At 63.4% G+C, this 17073-nt stretch carries 15 protein-coding genes; 2 read left to right on the forward strand and 13 right to left on the reverse strand.

Features of this window, described 5'->3' with window-relative positions:
• Window position 1 precedes the first annotated feature (1 nt).
• The 13 genes from tatC to hisG all read right to left on the reverse strand — a co-directional run bounded on the left by tatC (window position 2) and on the right by hisG (window position 14458).
• A complete protein-coding gene (gene tatC / locus BLU78_RS09670; protein ID WP_010266645.1) occupies window positions 2-859 on the reverse strand; it encodes a twin-arginine translocase subunit TatC in 858 nt (285 codons plus the stop codon).
• Window positions 860-913: 54 nt separating this feature from the next.
• Window positions 914-1120 (reverse strand): Sec-independent protein translocase subunit TatA/TatB, encoded by a 207-nt coding sequence (locus BLU78_RS09675; protein ID WP_010266643.1) that lies wholly within the window; start codon window positions 1118-1120, stop codon window positions 914-916.
• 120 nt (window positions 1121-1240) lie between these two features.
• Window positions 1241-4594, reverse strand: coding sequence for a 3-keto-disaccharide hydrolase (locus BLU78_RS09680; RefSeq protein ID WP_010266641.1), 3354 nt, complete (start codon window positions 4592-4594; stop codon window positions 1241-1243).
• Window positions 4595-4620: 26 nt separating this feature from the next.
• Window positions 4621-5901, reverse strand: coding sequence for a Gfo/Idh/MocA family oxidoreductase (locus BLU78_RS09685; protein WP_010266639.1), 1281 nt, complete (start codon window positions 5899-5901; stop codon window positions 4621-4623).
• Between the two features lie 20 nt (window positions 5902-5921).
• Window positions 5922-7226: a 3-keto-disaccharide hydrolase gene (locus tag BLU78_RS09690; protein ID WP_010266637.1), complete on the reverse strand. Its 1305-nt coding sequence runs from the start codon at window positions 7224-7226 to the stop codon at window positions 5922-5924.
• A 226-nt stretch (window positions 7227-7452) separates the two neighbouring features.
• A complete protein-coding gene (gene hisIE / locus BLU78_RS09695) occupies window positions 7453-8073 on the reverse strand; it encodes a bifunctional phosphoribosyl-AMP cyclohydrolase/phosphoribosyl-ATP diphosphatase HisIE (protein WP_010266636.1) in 621 nt (206 codons plus the stop codon).
• Between the two features lie 7 nt (window positions 8074-8080).
• A complete protein-coding gene (gene hisF / locus BLU78_RS09700; RefSeq protein WP_010266635.1) occupies window positions 8081-8833 on the reverse strand; it encodes an imidazole glycerol phosphate synthase subunit HisF in 753 nt (250 codons plus the stop codon).
• Window positions 8815-9543 (reverse strand): 1-(5-phosphoribosyl)-5-[(5-phosphoribosylamino)methylideneamino]imidazole-4-carboxamide isomerase, encoded by a 729-nt coding sequence (gene hisA, locus BLU78_RS09705; protein ID WP_010266633.1) that lies wholly within the window; start codon window positions 9541-9543, stop codon window positions 8815-8817. The genes hisF and hisA overlap by 19 nt, the downstream gene beginning before the upstream one ends.
• 4 nt (window positions 9544-9547) lie before the next feature.
• The gene (hisH, locus tag BLU78_RS09710; protein ID WP_010266630.1) at window positions 9548-10144 is read right to left on the reverse strand and encodes an imidazole glycerol phosphate synthase subunit HisH; all 597 of its coding nucleotides are present in this window, start codon (window positions 10142-10144) and stop codon (window positions 9548-9550) included.
• The gene (gene hisB / locus BLU78_RS09715) at window positions 10141-11268 is read right to left on the reverse strand and encodes a bifunctional histidinol-phosphatase/imidazoleglycerol-phosphate dehydratase HisB (protein WP_010266629.1); all 1128 of its coding nucleotides are present in this window, start codon (window positions 11266-11268) and stop codon (window positions 10141-10143) included. The genes hisH and hisB overlap by 4 nt, the downstream gene beginning before the upstream one ends.
• Window positions 11265-12299, reverse strand: coding sequence for a histidinol-phosphate transaminase (gene hisC, locus BLU78_RS09720; protein WP_010266625.1), 1035 nt, complete (start codon window positions 12297-12299; stop codon window positions 11265-11267). The genes hisB and hisC overlap by 4 nt, the downstream gene beginning before the upstream one ends.
• On the reverse strand, window positions 12296-13591 hold the full coding sequence (hisD, locus tag BLU78_RS09725) for a histidinol dehydrogenase (protein WP_010266621.1): 1296 nt from the start codon (window positions 13589-13591) through the stop codon (window positions 12296-12298). The genes hisC and hisD overlap by 4 nt, the downstream gene beginning before the upstream one ends.
• Window positions 13592-13606: 15 nt before the next feature.
• Complete coding sequence (gene hisG, locus BLU78_RS09730) at window positions 13607-14458, reverse strand: ATP phosphoribosyltransferase (RefSeq protein WP_020693327.1); 852 nt, start codon at window positions 14456-14458, stop codon at window positions 13607-13609.
• A 378-nt stretch (window positions 14459-14836) separates the two neighbouring features.
• On the opposite strand from hisG, the gene BLU78_RS09735 reads away from it, so the two are divergent.
• Window positions 14837-15394, forward strand: coding sequence for a helix-turn-helix domain-containing protein (locus BLU78_RS09735; protein ID WP_010266614.1), 558 nt, complete (start codon window positions 14837-14839; stop codon window positions 15392-15394).
• Window positions 15395-15397: 3 nt separating this feature from the next.
• Entirely contained in the window at window positions 15398-17053 is a 1656-nt protein-coding gene (locus BLU78_RS09740; protein WP_010266608.1) for an AMP-binding protein, read from the forward strand.
• Window positions 17054-17073: the final 20 nt, after the last annotated feature.

Here is a 17073-nt window from a genome sequence, read left to right on the forward strand (position 1 = left end):
GTCACTCGGTCGCTTCTTCCGGAAGGCTTTCGCGGCTCTGTTTGCGCTCGATTCGCGCGGCGAGTTTGATACTCAGCTCATAAAGTCCGTAAAGGGGCAGGATCACCAGCACCAGGCTGAAGATGTCGGGCGGAGTGATGATCGCCGCAAGGACCAGCAGGACGACGAAGGCATGCCGCCGGTATTTGCGGAGGAATCCTGCGGAGACGATGCCCATGCGGGTCAGGAAATAGATCAGCAGCGGCAGTTCGAACATGAATGCGCAGGCCATCGACACGACGATGACCGTCGAGAGGTAGTCGCTGATGTCGATCATGTTGACGATGGCGTCGCTGACGTGGTAGTTGGCGAAAAAGTTGATCGAAAGCGGGACCATGACGAAATATCCGAAGAGCAGTCCCGAGAAGAAGCAGAGCGACACGCAGAAGACGAACCAGTTGGTTCCGGCTATCTCTTTGGGCGTGAGCGCCGGGCGCACGAAGCGCCAGAACTCCCACAGCACGTAGGGCATGGCCAGCGCTATGCCCGCCATGAGCGATATCTTCATGTGGAGGTTGAACTGCCCGGACAGCGAGGTGTTGATGACCGAGAAGCGGTCGCCGCCGATCGAGAACGCCGCAGGGTCGGCATCGAACGAGGTGCCGAGCGTATCGTTGAGCCATGCGGCAATATGAGCCCACTCGCCGCCCACCCATACCAGCATGCGGTTGGTGGGGAAATCGGCGTCTTTGGGGCCGAAGAGTATCGTGTCGATGATCAGGCTCTTGCAGAAAAAGGCAACCAATCCGACAATCACGATCGCCAGGGCACCCCGCACCAAATGTGGGCGCAGGGCGTCGAGGTGCTCGAAAAACGTCATCTCCGACGGCTCTGTATCCTCTCGTTTCATCCTCTGATTTCCGCAGTCGTGTCTTTACTCGTCTTCTTTTTTCGGAGCCGACTCCTGCCCGGATTTGGTCTCTTCGGCCGTATAGTCCTTGTTGACGGCGTCTTTGAACTCTTTGACGCCGCGGCCCACTCCGCGCATCAGTTCGGGGATTTTTTTGCCTCCGAACAGCAGGATAACTACCAACACGATCACGATGATCTGTCCGTAACCGATTGCGCAAGGTATAAACATGGTTTCTCTCTTTAGGTTGCTTTATTGGGAACAAATATAACACTAATTTTGGAATTACCGCAACCGCGGCCCGGAAAACCCGCCCTCATCAGGCGGGTTTTCTTTCGGCCGTGCGGCTTTTTATTTCACGCTTTTTCCCGAGGGAAGCTCCTTGATGCGGATGCTGCGGAACTTCAGGCCGGGGCCGTGTCCGAGCAGTCCGATGTGGCCCGTGGGGTTGAAGAGTCCCGGGTGGTTGCGGTGGTCGACCGTATAGGGGTTCTTGTTGCTGCCGTCGGGCGCCACGTTGTGCCCCTGGCAGGCTTCGCGGATGTTGCCGTCGAGGATCACCTCGCCGTTGACCGTCACCGTGATGCGGTCGCCCACGGCGCGTATCTCCTCGACGTTCCAGGTCCCCAGCGGCGGGAACTTCACGCGCTTGGCCGGGATGATGCCGTAGACCGAGCCGTGCTGCTGATATTCGCGCAGATTCTTGTAGATCGGGGCGTCGTGGTCGAGAATCTGAATCTCCATGCCGTGGTAGGCGGCGTCCACGCCCATCGGGGTGCGGATGCCGATGCCGTTGTTGACCCCTTCCTGCAGATATTGGAACTCGAAACGCAGGATGAAGTCGCTGTACTCCTTCTTGGTGTAGAGGTTTCCGCTGCCGCCGTACTGCGCCGTGACGTAAATCGTGCCGTCGACCGGAACGTAGTTGGTGGTGTTGCCGGTCCACTTGTGCATCGAGGTTCCGTCGAAGAGCACTTCGAACCCTTCGGCGGCCTCCTCGGCCGAAAGCTCGTAGCGAGGCGTCGGGGGCAGTTCGCGGATGTACATGTCGCGGAAGCTGACGGGGGCCGTGCCGCCGACGAGTAGGATCTGCCCCTCGGTGTAGGCGGGGATCTCGCGGTTGCAGGTGTTTTCGAGGATCACGTTTTGGCAGGTCGTGACGCCGTTCAGGACCACCGTCACGCGGTCGTTCACCACCCGGACCTCCATCGTATTCCATTCGCCGGGCCGGTTGGCGGCTGCGGGAGCCGTGTTTTCGTGGAGCATGTTGCCCGTCAGCGCACCGGCGTTCCGGCCGCCGAGGGCGATCTGCGGGATCGAGCGGATGCCGAGACCCGCCTCGCCGTCGGTTTTCCAGTCGACGATCAGGCTGAAATTTTCATAATTTTTCGCCGATCCGAGCGTTGCGGCGCCCGTTGTTCCCGTGAGCACGCCGTCCACAGCGCTCCACGCTTTTGCCGCTGCGGCGTCAGCCTCCTGCTGCGCCTTGGACAACGCTTTGGCGGTCATCGTTTTGAGGACCTCGGGATTGCCTGCGACGGCTTTCCAGCCGCCCGGGGCGAGGGATGCCGGAACGAATCCTTCGGCGGGGAGTTTTGCCAGCAGTCCTTTGATTTCGTCGACGGCGTAACCCGCATCGGCGTCGGATTTGGCCAGTCCGGTGTAGACCTCCTGCGCCTTTTTCAGCGCCGCGGAGACCGTTTCGCCGCCCATGTCGGGGTTCTTTGCCGCCACGGTCTTTACGACCAGCGCTGCGGCTTCGGCCGTCGCGGGATTATCCATATACTTGGCGGCAAGCACCAGCGCCGGGAATTCCGGGGTTTTGGCGAGCGCTTTGAGCAGTTTGTTCTGCACCGCAGCCGAGGGGTTCAGTCCGAGGGCGCGTCGGTAGAGCTGGTACTTGCGGACGGCCGTGTCGGGGGATGCCGTCACGAAATCCGTGTAGCGCGCCAGGGCCGCATCGGTCCACGCGGGGTTCTGCCCGGCGAGGTCGTACAGCACCCCGACCATCGCGGGATTGCGGACCGTCAGCAGGGCGGCAAAGGCGGCTTCGCGGTCGCCGGCGGCCAGCAGGGCGTCGATCGCCTCCTTATTGGCGGCCTGCGCCAGCAGGGGATAGTAGCGGGCCTTTGCGGGGGCGGCGGACATCCGGGCCATGGTCTTCTCATACTGAGCGGCGGGGCTCTCTTTGGCCAGCGCGTTCTTCAGTCCGGCCTGCAGGGCCTTCACGTCGGCCTCCTGTGCATTGTCGAGCCGATCGCACAGCCGGCCGAAGTCTTTCGGGGAGGTAACGCCTGCCAATGCGTCGTATGCGGCGGCCCGCACGGCGGCATCCGGAGATTCCAGCAGGGCGAATACCTTGTCGGCGGCGGTCGTGATGCGTCGTTGGGCGACGAGTTTCAGGGCATTGGCCTGCGTGGCGGGCGTTCCGTCGAGGGCGGCCACGAAGGCGGCGTTGGGCTTGCCGTTGAAAGCCGCGAGGGCGGCCGATGCTTCCCGGGCGTGCGGACCGTCGAGTTGGGCGATGAGGGCCTCCAGGGCCTCCTGCCCGCCGATTCTGCCGGCGGCGCGGATGGCCGCGAGGGAGAGCTCCGCATCGGGCGACGCGATGGAGGCGATGACCGTCCCGGCCTGCGACGCGGCGTGACGGCTTCCGAACCAGCTTACGACGTCGGTTTTGGCCGTGTTGTCCTTCAGCGACGGCAGTTTTTTGGCGATGGCGACGTAGAGGGCGTCGTCGGCGAACTCCGAGGCGAAGTCGAGCGCCGCGCAGCGGTAGGCCCGGTCGGCGTCTTTCAGTGCGGCGAGCACCTCCTGCGTTCGCTTTTTGGCATCCGCACGCAGTATGATCTCCAATCCGGCGATCCGCACGTTCTGCGGCATGCCGGCTTTCCGCAAGGCTTTGGCCGCGGCGAGGGCCTTGGCATTCCCTGCGGCGGCAAGGCGCGTCAGCAGTTCGATATAGGCGCTTGCGGCTTGGCTATTCTCAAAGGCGTAACCGGCGGCTTTGGCCGCTGCGGCGAGGGTCGGGAGCGATGCTTCGCTGCCGCATTTCGCCAGTGCATTGCAGACGGCTTCTTTTGTGGCTTCGTCGGCCGTGGGGGCCGCGGCCCATTTCAGCAGTGCGGGTTCGGCGGCTGCAAGGCGCTTCTCCGCAGCGGCATAGGCCAGCAGGGCGCTGGGTGCGGAAGCGCTTTCGATCAGCGTGAGGATCGCCCCGTCGGTCCCGGGCGTGGAGATCAGTCCGCGCACGGCGTAGTCCGCGAGGTATTTGTCGCCGGCGTATTTCACGAACACGGGGGCTTCGGCGGCCGTTGCGCAGAGCTGGAGCTGCGAGAGCAGGAATGCCTGGTTGGGTTTGTCCGTGCAGGCGTCCACGGCCGCGGCAAGTCCGGCGCGAACCTCCTTGGCCAGCTCCTCGCGGCCTGCGGCGGTCACATAGCTCACTACGCCGTTGAGGGCGTATTCCACGGCGGCGTTCTTGCCTTGGGCGGCGGGAACGAGCATTCCGGCCATCATCCGGATTCCTTCGGCCCCGGTGGCGGCCAATTCCTGCATGACGGCGTCGAACGCCTTGGGGGTCTGTGCCGGAAGCTGGTTCAGCCCGTCCGCCACGATCGTCGCGGCGGTGCGCTGGCGGGCATCCTGCGCACCGCCGGCGAACGGCACGAGGGCAAGCAGGAGGATTACAAGTATCTTTTTCATCGTTTTCTCAGGTTTGCAGGGTTAGGTCAGATTTTCCACGGCGTGCGCATCGGCTGGTCGATCAGCCGGTTGGCGGCATCGTCGCCGACGAACAACTGTGTGTCGGGATCGAAATGCAGCGTGCGGTTCAGCCGCAGGGCGCAGGCTCCGAGGTTCACGAGCGTCGAGCTGCGGTGGCCTTTGATTTCGTCGAGGGCGAAACGCTCGCGGGTGCGGACGCATTGGAGGAAATCGGTGTTCTGCGGCTCGGGATCGGGCATTTCGGAGATCTTTTCCATAACATTCGGAATTGTACACTCGAATCCCTGGAAGACCTTGCCTAACGGGCCTTCGATGTAGGGCACTTTGCCCTGGCTCTCGTAGCCTTCGCCCTCGAGGACGATCTGGCAGCCGTCCTCGTAGGTGTAGACGATCCGGTGCCAGATGCCCACGGCGTCGGGATGCTGCTGCGGGGCGTCGACCTCGATCTTCACGGGCGAGGTGTCGTCCTTGCCCAGCAGGTATTGTACGGGGTCCATGTAGTGCTGGCCCATGTCCGTCAGGCCGCCTCCGTCGTAGTCCCAGTAACCGCGGAACGTGCCGTGGACACGGTGTTTGTTGTAGGGCTTGTAAGGCGCCGGGCCGAGCCACATGTCGTAATCCAGTTCGGCCGGAACGGGCTGCGGCGTGAGGTTCTCCTGCCCCACCCAGAAGAATTTCCAGGCGAAGCCCGTGGCTCCCGAGATGGTCACCTTGAGGGGCCATCCCAGCAGTCCGCTGTCGACCAGCTTTTTCAGCGGCTCGACCGTCGTGCCCAATCCGTAGAAGGTGTCCTTGAAACGGAACCACGTGTTCAGGCGGAAGATGCGGCCGTTCTGCTTCACCGCCTCCACGACGCGCTTGCCTTCGCCGATGGTGCGTGTCATCGGTTTCTCGCACCAGATGTCCTTGCCGGCCCTGGCCGCCTCGACGGCCATCAGTCCGTGCCAGTGGGGCGGGGTGGCGATATGCACGATGTCGACGTTGGGATCGGTAATGAGGTCGCGGTAGTCGTGGTAGGCTTCGAGGGTCTTGTCGAACTTCTTGCGGCCCAGCGCCACGGCGCTGTCGAGGTGGTTCCGGTCGACATCGCAGACCGCCACCAGCCGGCAGGCGTCGTTCGACGTGAAATGATAGCTGCTCTTGCCGATGCCGCCCACGCCGATGATGCCTTTGGTGAGCTGGTCGCTGGGGGCGACGTATTTGGGGCCTCCGAGCACGCTGCGCGGCACGACGGTCAGCAGCGCCATGCCGCCCAGCGTTTTGAGAAAGTCTCTGCGGGAACTCATATTTTCAGGTTGTTTTGGATTTATAAGGTCGTGAGTCGGAGGTTGCGCCAGAGGACTTTGATACCTCCGCCGTCGTGAATCTGCAGGGCGATGCGTCCCTGTGCGGCGCCGATCTTCGCGTCGGTGATGTCCACCATCTCCTCGCCGTTGAGCCACGTCTGCACACGGTCGCCCTGCACCTTCAGGCGCAGCGTGTTCCAATCACCCTCTTTGAGAATCGACTCCTTCTCGTCGGGAATCTGCACCAGCCATCCGCGGCCGTAGGATTCGTAGATGCCCGCCGTGTCGTGCCCTTTGGGAGCCACTTCGCACTGCCAGCCGTGGACCTTCACGGGCGGCTCGACGAACGAGCGGAAGAAGACGCCCGAGTTGCCGTTCGACAACTGTTTGAACTCCAGCGTGAGGTCGAAATCGTCGTAATATTCCCGCGTGGCGAGGTAGCCGTACTGCTTGTCGGGGCCGCTCTCGCAGACGAGGTTGCCCTCTTTGTCCACGTACCATTTCTCGGTTCCGTAAGCCTCCCATCCCGTGAGGTCGCGACCGTTGAAAAGCTCCGTCTCCCGGCCGGCTTTGCGCGGCAGCTCTTTGACTTTCAGGTTGCGGAACGACGCGGGATAGCCGTGGTCCTGCAGGCAGAGCACGCCGCGGTGCGCCAGGCCGTATTCGGGAGCTGTCTCCCACTTGCCGCTGTTCTTGCGGGCGAACCAGTCGTCGGTCCAGGCTTCGAACTCGAGGATCTTGCGGCCGTTGAGCCAGTGCTCGACGTGGCCGTTGTCGCAGACGATGCGCGACGAGTTCCACTCGCCCTGCGGATTGACGAACAGCGAATCGGCGTCGGGCAGGTGCATGGCGTAATCCACGCCCAACCGCTGCCACGGTTCGAGTTTCGTCGGGGCGTTCTGCGCCTCCCAGCCGTCGTTGTCGATCAGCTGGTACTCGGGCCCCGTGACGTAGGGAACCGCGAAATAGGGGTTCTCGACCACATGGTAGAGCATGCCGCTGTTACCGCCCGGGGAGAGTTTCCAGTCCCAGTCGAGGATGAAGTTCTCGTATTGTTTTTTGGTGACGATGTAGCCCGAAAGGTCGCTGCCGTCGCCGGCGGCCTGGATGCAGCCGTCCACGACGTGCCAGGGCTGCGTCAGCGAATCGCCGTTGAAGTCTTTCCATTGGTCGAGCGTCTTGCCGTCGAAGAGTAGCTGCCATCCGTCGGCGATCTCGGCTTCGGTGAGGGTGTTGTGCTTGGACCCGCACGAACAGAGGCAGGCCGCGATGATCCCTGATCCGGCCAGCGTGCGGAACAGGTTTCGGCATAAGTTTCGTTTCATAAGATATAGGTTTAGGTTATTTCTGCTGTTATCGCTTTTCTTAACCGGGTAAGTTGGGTATGTGCTTATTCCGGTGTCTGTTTCACAAATGTAACTTTTTTTGCGGAGATTACAGTCGGAAATGACGAAAAAATGTCGAATGGGGGCGAAAAAAACGCCGCAGTATGCTTTTTCAGCACGCTGCGGCGTTGCGCTCTGCGGTCCGGATTTCCGGACCGGTTGGGGGTCAGGAGTGACGGCGGGCCAGTTCCTTCTCGAGATCGGCGATCGAACAGCCCGTAGCTTCGAGCAGCACGAGCAGGTGGTAGATGAGGTCCGAAGCCTCGTAGATCATCGCTTCGCGGTTCTGGGCCACGGCTTCGATGACGGTCTCCACGGCCTCTTCGCCGACCTTCTGCGCGATCTTGTTCACGCCGCGGTTGAAGAGTTTGGTGGTGTAGGAGCCTTCGGGCATCTCGGCGTGGCGGCCTTGGATGACGCTTTGCAGGTAACGGATGAAGCCTTCGGTTTCGGGAACGGCCTCTCCGAAACAGGTTTTCGAACCCGTGTGGCAGGTCGGGCCGTGGGGGATGACGCGCACGAGGAGCGTGTCGTCGTCGCAGTCGGCGGTGACGGATACGATGTCGAGCCAGTTGCCGCTGGTTTCGCCTTTGGTCCAGAGGCACCGGCGCGAACGGCTGTAAAAGGTGACGCGCCCTTCGGCGAGGCTCTTGTTGTAAGCCTCCTCGTTCATGTAGCCCAGCATGAGCACCTGCAGGGTGCGGGCGTCCTGGATGACGGCAGGGACGAGCCCGCCGGGGAGTTTCGCGGCGTCGAGCGCCGGGAACGGTTTTGCTTCGATTTTCATAATGATGTTATAATCTGACGTTTATGTTGCGTTCGTTCAAAGCCCGCTTCAACACGGGGATCGGAATTTCGTTGTAATGGAAGATGCTGGCCGCCAGCGCCGCATCGGCGCGGCCGAGGGTCAGCACGTCGGCGATGTGGTCCGCCGTGCCGGCGCCGCCCGAAGCGATGATCGGGACGGGGAGTTCGGCCAGCCGCGCGAAGGTGTCGCACGGATAGCCGTTCTTCGTGCCGTCGTGGTCCATCGAGGTGAAGAGTATCTCGCCCGCACCGCGGTCGGCGGCCTCGCGGGCCCAGGCGAAGAGTTCGCGGTCGGTGGGACGTTTGCCGCCGTGGGTCGTCACGACCCAGTGGTCCCCGACCGTCCGGGCGTCGATCGCCGCCACGACGAACTGCGAGCCGTATTTGGCGGCGATGGCGTCGATCAGTGCGGGGTTGGCCACGGCGGCGCTGTTGAGGGTGATCTTGTCGGCCCCGGCGTCGAGCAGCCGCCCGGCGTCGTCGACCGACGAGATGCCGCCCCCGACGGTGAAGGGGATGTCGATCCGCGCGGCGATGCGCGAAACCAGTTCGGTGAAGGTCCGGCGGCCCTCCTCCGAGGCGCTGATGTCGAGGTAGACCAGTTCGTCGGCCCCTTCGGAGGCGTATTTCGCGCCGAGTTCCACGGGGTCGCCGACCTGTTTCAGCTCCACGAAGTTGATCCCTTTGACGGTCTGGCCTTCGCGGATGTCGAGGCAGGGGATTATGCGTTTCGCAAGCATCGTTCGAGTTCTTTGAGGGTGATGCGCCCTTCGTAGAGGGCTTTGCCGACGATGACGCTCCGTAGGCCCTGCCGGTCGAGTTCCCCGATGTCGTCCATCCCCGAGATGCCGCCGCTGACGGTGATCTCCACCGCCGGGAAGCGGCTTTGCAGCTCGGCGTAGAACGCCGCTGAAGGCCCGCACAGCATGCCGTCCCGGGAAATGTCGGTGCAGATGACCTGCGAAAGCCCCTGCGGGAGGAAACATTCGATCAGTTCGGGAGCCGTGAGCGCCGAACTTTCCAGCCAGCCCTGAATGGCCACCGCGCCGTCGCGGATGTCGGCGCCGAGGATCAGCCGTTCGGGGCCGAACTCCGCGAGCCATGCGGCGAAAAGGTCGGGTTCGCGGACGGCGATACTGCCGCAGATGGCGCGGCCGGCTCCGGCGTCGAAGACGCTGCGCAGCGCCTCGCGGCTTTTGATGCCGCCGCCGTACTGCACTTCGAGTCCCGTCCGCGTCGCCACGCGTTCCAGCACCGCGAGGTTGCGGGGCTCGGAAGCCTTGGCGCCGTCGAGGTCGACCATGTGCAGGCGGCGGATGCCCGCCTCCTCGAAGCGCAGGGCGGCTTCGAGCGGGTCGCGGTAGTAGGTCTTTCGGCTGGCGTAGTCGCCTTGTGTCAGTCGCACGCACTGGCCGTCGATGATGTCCGTTGCCGGTATGATTTCGATCATGGTGTCAAAGGTTTAGGAAATTCTGTAAAATCAGCGCGCCCGCCCGTCCGCTCTTTTCGGGGTGGAACTGCGTGCCGAAGAAGTTGCCGCGGCCGAGCGCCGCGCTGAACGGAAGTCCGTAGCAGGTCGTGGCGATGGTCGCTTCGCACGGCTCCGCGGCGAAGGAGTGGACGTAATAGACATAAGTGTCTTCGGCCATGCCGCGGAACAGCGGGGTGCGGAGGCCGGAAACGGTGTCCCAGCCCACGTGGGGGACTTTGAGCCGCTCGCCCGCGGCGGTGAGCGTCGGGAGCCGCAGGACCCGTGTCGGAAAGATGCCCATGCACTCGGCGTCGCCCTCCTCGCTTGCGAGGCACATCAGCTGCATGCCGATGCAGATGCCCAGCACGGGCTGTGTGAGCGTGGGGATCACGGTGTCGAGACCCCGTTCGCGGAGTTTCGACATGGCCGATGAGGCTTCGCCTACCCCCGGAAGGATCACCCGGTCGGCCCGGCGCAGCAGCGCAGGATCGTCCGTAAGGGTGAATTCGGCCCCGGCGCGGTGCAGGGCGTCGGCAACCGACCGCAGGTTGCCCGTATCGTAATCGACTACCGCTATCATAGGACTCCTTTGCTGCTGGGGATGTCGTATCCGAAGCCCTGCCGGCCGACGGCCATGCGCAGGGCGCGGGCGAAGGCTTTGAAGATGGCTTCGGCCTTGTGGTGGTCGTTGTCGCCGCGGGCCGAGATTTGGAGGTTGCACCGCGCGGAGCAGCAGAGCGAGTGGAAGAAGTGGCGGAATAGCTCCGTCGGCACGTCGCCGACCCGCTCGCGGCGGAATTCGGCGTCCCACTCGAAGTCGATGCGGCCCCCGAAGTCGAGGAGCACCAGCGCCCGGCAGTCGTCCATCGGCAGGGCGAAGCCGTAGCGGGCGATGCCCGCCTTGGAGCCCAATGCGCGGTCGATGGCTTCGCCCAGGGTGATGGCCACGTCCTCCATGGTGTGGTGTTCGTCGATGTCGAGGTCGCCCTTTGCATCCACGGCCAGCGCCACGCCGCCGTGGTGGGCGATCTGTGCGAGCATGTGGTCGAGGAAGCGCAGCCCCGTGGAGATTTCGCCGTTGAAGTCGCCGCGCCCGTCGAGGTCGAGGCGGACGATGATCTGCGTTTCGCGGGTCTCGCGCCGAATTTCGACCCGGCGTTCGCCGCGGCGGATGAACTCGGCGATTTCGGCCCACGAGTCGGTGACCAGCGCGCAGGCGTCGGCGGCCCCGGCTTCGTCGAGCATCCGGAGCCCCTCGGCGGCGGGCGCCAGCAGAATGCCCCGGGCCCCGAGGTTGCGGGCCAGCAGGATGTCGGTCACGCGGTCGCCGATGACGTAACTCGCCGCGAGGTCGTATTCGCCGCCCGTGTAACGGCCGAACATCCCTGTTCCGGGCTTGCGCGTGGGGGCGTTGTCGTGCGGGAAGCTACGGTCGATCAGCTGGTCGTCGAATGCGACGCCCTCGCCCCGCAGCGTCGAGAGCATCTTTTCATGCGCCGGCCAAAATGTCTCTTCGGGAAAGGACGCGGTTCCGAGGCCGTCCTGGTTGGTGGCCAGCACGAGGTCGAAACCGAGGCCCGTGAGGGCTTTCAGCGCGGAGATGGCTCCGGGCACGAACGCGAGTTTTTCGAGGCTGTCGATCTGTTCGTCCGCGGGTTCGGCGATGACGGTGCCGTCGCGGTCGATGAAGAGGGCTTTTTTCATAGGGTGAAATTTTTGACGGTTTCCAGCATCCGGGCGTTCTCGTCGGGGCGTCCGACGGTGATGCGCAGGCACCCCGCGCATCCCGGGACGCGCGAACGGTTGCGGACGATGACTCCCGCGGCGATCAGCGCGTCGTAAAGGCGGTCGGGATCGGGGGTGCGGACCAGCACGAAGTTGGCTTCGGAAGGGTAGACCCGTTCGATTGCGGGGCACGCGGCGAGGGTTCGGGCGATGGCGTCGCGTTCGGCGCGGAGCTGCGCCACCTGCCCTGCGATGTCGAACGAGAGCCGTTCGGCGACGGCGGCCTGTGCCAGGCAATTGATGTTGTAGGGGTATTTCACACGGGCGAAGAGCGCCGCGACCTTTTCCGATGCGAAAGCCAGCCCGAGGCGCAGCCCCGCCATGCCCCACGCTTTGGAGAGGGTTTGCAGGACGATGAGGTTTTCGAATTCGTCGAGCCGCGCGAGGAATCCCGGACCGGAGGCGAAGTCGATATAGGCTTCGTCGAGTACGACCATGCCGTCGAAACGGCGGATGAGCCGCTCGATGTCGGCTGCCGGGAAGGCGTTGCCCGTGGGGTTGTTCGGAGAACAGAGCCACAGCAGTTTGGTCCGCTCGTCGGCCGCGGCCAGCAGGGCCTCGACCGGCAGGGCATAATCCGCGCCGAGGGGCACCTCGCGCATCTCGACATCGTTGACGTCGGCGGCGACGCGGTACATGCCGTAGGTCGGGGCGATCGAAACGGCGTTGTCGATGCCCGGGCGGCAGAAGATGCGGTAGGCGAGGTCGATGGCTTCGTCGCTGCCGTTGCCGATGAAGACCTGCTCTTCGCGCACGCCTTTCAGGGCGGCTATGCGCTGTTTCAGGCCCTTCTGGTGCGGATCGGGGTAGCGGTTGACGCCGTTTTCGTAGGGGTTTTCGTTGGCGTCGAGCCACGTCGAGATCTCCCCGCCGGCGTATTCGTCGCGGGCCGTGGAGTAGGGTTTCAGCGCCAGGATGTTGGGGCGCACCAATTGTTCGAGGGTCTTCATGAGCGCTGTTTTTTCAGACGGACGCGGACGGCGGCGGCGTGCGCCCCGAGCCCTTCGGCTTCGGCCATGGCGACGATCGCCGGGGAGAGGGCCGAAAGCCCGTCGCGGGTGAGTTCCTGATAGGTGATCTTGCGCAGGAAAGAGTCGGTGTTGACGCCGCTGTAAACCCGCGCCCAGCCGCCCGTGGGCAGCGTGTGGTTGGTGCCCGAGGCGTAGTCGCCGGCGCTCTCGGGCGACCAGGGCCCGATGAAGACGCTGCCGGCGGCGGTGATTTGCGCCGCGGCCTTCCAGGCGTCGCGCATCGAAATAATCAGATGTTCGGGGGCGTAGGCGTTGGCGAAACCGATCATCTTCTCGCGGCTGTCGAGCACCACGATGCGGCTCTGGCGAAGCGCTTCGCGGATGGTGTCGCCGCGCCGGAGCTGTTGAAGCTGCTCTTCGACGGCGCGCCGGGTGTCGAGTGCGAAGCGTTCCGAGGCGCAGACCAGCACCGCCTGGCTGTCGCCTCCGTGTTCGGCCTGCGAGAGGAGGTCGGCGGCGGCGAAGGCGGGCGACGCTTCGTCGTCGGCCAGTACGAGTACCTCCGAAGGTCCTGCCGGCAGGTCGACGGCCACGTCGTTGGCTCCGACCAGCTGTTTGGCCTTGGTGACGTAGCGGTTGCCGGGGCCGAAGATCTTGTCCACGCGCGGGATGCTCTCGGTGCCGTAGGCCAGGGCCGCCACGGCCTGCGCGCCGCCCACGGTGTAGACGCGGTCCACGCCGCAGAGGTCGGCGGCATAGAGTATCTCGGGAGCGACGGTGCCGTCGGGACGGGCGGGGGTGCAGAGCACGACCTCCGGGCATCCGGCGACGCGGGCCGGAACGGCCAGCATCAGCACCGTGGAGAACAGCGGGGCCTTGCCGCCGGGGATGTAGAGCCCCACGCGGCGGATGGGCAGCGCGCGCTGGACGCACCGCACGCCCGGCATCGGTTCAACGCTGACCTCGGGGGGCAGCTGGGCGCGGTGGAAGGCTTCGATGTTGGCCTTGGCGGTGGCGAGGGCCTCTTTCAGCGCCGCGGGGACCAGCTCCGCCGCCGCGCGGCGGATGTCGGCGGGGACTTCGAACGTTTCGCAGTCGCGCCCCTCGATGCGGCGGGTGATTTCGCGCAGGGCCCGGTCGCCGCCGGTGCGCACTTCGTCGAGGATCGAGGCCACCTGCCGGGTGATCTCCTCCTCCTGCCGCGTGCAGCGTTCGGTGAGGGCCGCCCACTCGGAGCGTTCGGGGTTGGGGTAGATGTTGAGGATTTCCATATCGGGTTCGGATTTTCAGCGGATCATGTTTTCGAGGGCCAGAATCAGGATGCCTTCGGCTCCGATCTCTTTGAGGCGTTCGATGCGTTCCCAGAGCTGGTCCTGGGCGATTACGGCGTGGATCGAGCACCATCCCTCCTGCGCCAGCGGCAGCACCGTCGGGCTGCGCATGCCGGGGAGGATTCGGATGGCGTCGTCGAGCCGCTCTTTCGGGAGGTTCATCAGCACGTATTTCATTCCGCGGCTGTCGAGGATCGAGTTGAGGCGGAACGTCAGCTGTTCCATCTCGCGGCGTTTGTCGCTGCCGAGCCCGGGGTTGGCGATGAGCACCGCCTCGGAGAAGAATACTTTCTCGACCTCCGTGAGCCCGTTCGAGATGAGCGTGCCGCCCGAGGAGACGATGTCGAAGATGGCGTCGGCCATGCCCACGGCCGGAGCGATCTCCACGGAACCCTCGATGGTGTGGATCTCGGCCTCGATGCCGCGCTCGGCGAAGTAGCGGGCAAGGATGTTGGGGTAGGAGGTGGCGACGCGCTTGCCGCGGAAGAAGTCGGGACCTTCGTAGGTTGTCGTCTTGGGCACGGCCAGCGAGATGCGGCAGCCCCCGAACCCGAGGTCCATGACCTGCTCGACGGAGAAGCCCTTCTCGGCCACCTCGTTCAGTCCTACGATGCCCATGTCGGCGACGCCCATGGCTACGGCCTGCGGAATGTCGTCGTCGCGCAGGTAGAGGACTTCCAGCGGAAACCCTTCGGCGCGGGATATGAGTTTGCGTTTGCTCTCGGCAACGCGGATGCCTGCTTCGGAAAGCAGTTCGATGCTCTGTTCGTTCAGTCGGCCCTTGGCCTGGATGGCTATTCTCAGCATATTCGGTGTGTGTTGATCGTTTCGTTTCGGGACACCCACCTGCGGCACGGCACACGAAAAAGCCCACCCGCAGGGGGTGAGCTTCATATAATTGCGTTTTCACATATACATGATCGACCTACCCCTCGGTAAAGTGGTGATGGTGATGATGGATATGGTTGAAAATCGTCATTTCAGTTGTCGTTGGGGACAAATATAGGGTTTCCATTCGGAAAAACCAAAATTCCGGCCGTTTTTTTATTCGCCGGGTATCTTACCGATATATATAGAGCCATTTTGCCCCGGAAATTGCCGTTTTTAATAATTTTCAGTATATTTACCGCGGACAGGCCGCTGTGGTTAGGGCGGCCCGGATTTACCCAAACAAACGATACGACAATGTGTGACGATCCTATTCAATCGATCGCGACCCGTCTGCGCGGGCTGCGCGAGGTGCTCGAACTGTCGGAGCAGGAGGTGGCCGAAAGCTGCCACCTGACCCTCGAACAGTACCGGGCCATGGAGAGTGGACAGACCGACTTCTCGGTCAACGTGTTGCAGACCATATCCCGCCATTACGGGATCAGTCTCGACGTGCTGATGTTCGGCGAGGAGCCCCGGATGAACTCCTATTTCATCACCCGCGCCGGAAAAGGCGTGTCGGTGGAGCGCCGCGAGGCGTACAAATACGAGGCGCTGGCCTCGGGCTTCCGCGGGCGGAAGATCGACCCCTTCATCGTGACGGTGGAGCCGGCTCCGGCCGACGCCCCGATGCACCTGAACTCCCACGACGGGCAGGAGATGAACTATGTGCTGGAGGGGCGTCTGCTCATCAGTCTGAACGGCCGGGAGTTCGAGCTCGAGCCGGGCGACAGCCTCTATTTCGACTCGGCGCAGCCTCACGGAATGAAAGCCCTCGACGGAAAAACGGTCCGTTTCCTGGCCATAATCATGTAAGCTATGGTAGAACGATTTTTAACGCAGACCTCCTTTGCGTCGCAGGAGGATTTCCGCAGGAACCTGCATATCCGCGTGCCTGAAAATTTCAATTTCGCCTACGACGTCGTCGACGCCTATGCCGCCGAGCAGCCCGACAAAAAGGCGCTGCTGTGGACCAGCGACCAGGGCGAGGAGATTCAGTTCACCTTCGCCGACCTCAAACGCGAGAGCGACCGCACGGCTTCGTGGTTCCGGAGCCTCGGCATCGGCAAGGGCGACGCGGTGATGCTGATTCTCAAACGCCGCTACGAATTCTGGTTTTCGATCCTCGCGCTGCACAAACTGGGGGCGGTGGTGATCCCCGCGACCCACCTGCTGACCAAAAAGGACATCGTCTACCGCTGCAACATGGCCCGCATCAAAGGCATCGTGGCTGCCGGCGAGGCGGTCATTACCGACCATATTGCGGCGGCCATGCCCGAGAGCCCCACTGCGGAGGTGCTGATAAGCGTGGGCCCCGAGGTCCCCGCCGGTTTTCTCGACTTTCACGAAGGCATAGCCGGGGCGGAGCCTTTCGTGCGTCCGGAGCGCGTGAACGCCAACGACGACATCATGATGATGTATTTCACGTCGGGAACGACGGGCGAGCCGAAGATGGTTGCCCACGATTTCACCTATCCGCTGGGGCACATCACCACGGGGCTGCTGTGGCACAATCTCCACGAGGGGAGCCTGCACCTGACGATTGCCGACACGGGATGGGCCAAGGCCGCGTGGGGCAAACTCTACGGGCAATGGCTGGCCGGGGCCAATATCTTCGTCTACGATCACGAGAAATTCACGCCCGCGGAGATTCTGCATAAGATCGAACAGTACCGCATCACCTCGCTGTGCGCGCCTCCGACGATTTACCGTTTCCTGATCCGCGAGGACCTCACGAAATACGACCTCTCGTCGCTGGAGTATTGCACGACGGCCGGCGAGGCGCTGAACGGCGCCGTGTACGATACTTTCCAACGGCTGACGGGCATCCGTCTGATGGAGGGTTTCGGGCAGACCGAGACCACGCTGACGCTGGCGACCTTCCCGTGGATGGAACCCAAGCCCGGGAGTATGGGCGTGCCCAATCCCCAGTATCGGATCGACCTGCTGACCTCCGACGGCCGTTCGGCCGAAGACGGCGAGCAGGGGCAGATCGTGATCCGCACCGACGGGGGCAAACCGCTGGGGCTTTTCAAAGAGTATTACCTCAACGAGGAGCTGACGCACGAGGCGTGGCGCGACGGGATTTACTACACGGGCGACATGGCGTGGCGCGACGAGGACGGGTACTACTGGTTCGTGGGGCGTGCCGACGACGTAATTAAGAGTTCGGGCTACCGCATCGGGCCGTTCGAGGTCGAGAGCGCCCTGATGACCCATCCTGCGGTGGTGGAGTGCGCCATTACGGGCGTGCCCGACGAGATTCGCGGGCAGGTGGTCAAAGCGACGATCATCCTTGCGGAGAAATACCGTGCGCAGGCCGGGGAGGCGCTCGTCAAAGAGTTGCAGGACCATGTGAAGCGCATCACGGCGCCTTATAAATACCCGCGTGTGATCGAGTTCGTGGAGTCGCTGCCCAAGACCATCAGCGGCAAGATACGCCGCAAGGAGATTCGCTCGGCGGACGAGAAATAGCAAAAAGGGCTGTACCGAAG

It is taken from the genome of Alistipes timonensis JC136 (assembly GCF_900107675.1).
GTDB lineage: Bacteria > Bacteroidota > Bacteroidia > Bacteroidales > Rikenellaceae > Alistipes > Alistipes timonensis.

Bases quoted from the DNA above. Each gene is read 5' to 3' on its own strand.
- tatC (WP_010266645.1), bottom strand. From the start codon at position 859: ATGACGTTTTTCGAGCACCTCGACGCCCTGCGCCCACATTTGGTGCGG.
- BLU78_RS09675 (WP_010266643.1), bottom strand. From the start codon at position 1,120: ATGTTTATACCTTGCGCAATCGGTTACGGACAGATCATCGTGATCGTG.
- BLU78_RS09680 (WP_010266641.1), bottom strand. From the start codon at position 4,594: ATGAAAAAGATACTTGTAATCCTCCTGCTTGCCCTCGTGCCGTTCGCC.
- BLU78_RS09685 (WP_010266639.1), bottom strand. From the start codon at position 5,901: ATGAGTTCCCGCAGAGACTTTCTCAAAACGCTGGGCGGCATGGCGCTG.
- BLU78_RS09690 (WP_010266637.1), bottom strand. From the start codon at position 7,226: ATGAAACGAAACTTATGCCGAAACCTGTTCCGCACGCTGGCCGGATCA.
- hisIE (WP_010266636.1), bottom strand. From the start codon at position 8,073: ATGAAAATCGAAGCAAAACCGTTCCCGGCGCTCGACGCCGCGAAACTC.
- hisF (WP_010266635.1), bottom strand. From the start codon at position 8,833: ATGCTTGCGAAACGCATAATCCCCTGCCTCGACATCCGCGAAGGCCAG.
- hisA (WP_010266633.1), bottom strand. From the start codon at position 9,543: ATGATCGAAATCATACCGGCAACGGACATCATCGACGGCCAGTGCGTG.
- hisH (WP_010266630.1), bottom strand. From the start codon at position 10,144: ATGATAGCGGTAGTCGATTACGATACGGGCAACCTGCGGTCGGTTGCC.
- hisB (WP_010266629.1), bottom strand. From the start codon at position 11,268: ATGAAAAAAGCCCTCTTCATCGACCGCGACGGCACCGTCATCGCCGAA.
- hisC (WP_010266625.1), bottom strand. From the start codon at position 12,299: ATGAAGACCCTCGAACAATTGGTGCGCCCCAACATCCTGGCGCTGAAA.
- hisD (WP_010266621.1), bottom strand. From the start codon at position 13,591: ATGGAAATCCTCAACATCTACCCCAACCCCGAACGCTCCGAGTGGGCG.
- hisG (WP_020693327.1), bottom strand. From the start codon at position 14,458: ATGCTGAGAATAGCCATCCAGGCCAAGGGCCGACTGAACGAACAGAGC.
- BLU78_RS09735 (WP_010266614.1), top strand. From the start codon at position 14,837: ATGTGTGACGATCCTATTCAATCGATCGCGACCCGTCTGCGCGGGCTG.
- BLU78_RS09740 (WP_010266608.1), top strand. From the start codon at position 15,398: ATGGTAGAACGATTTTTAACGCAGACCTCCTTTGCGTCGCAGGAGGAT.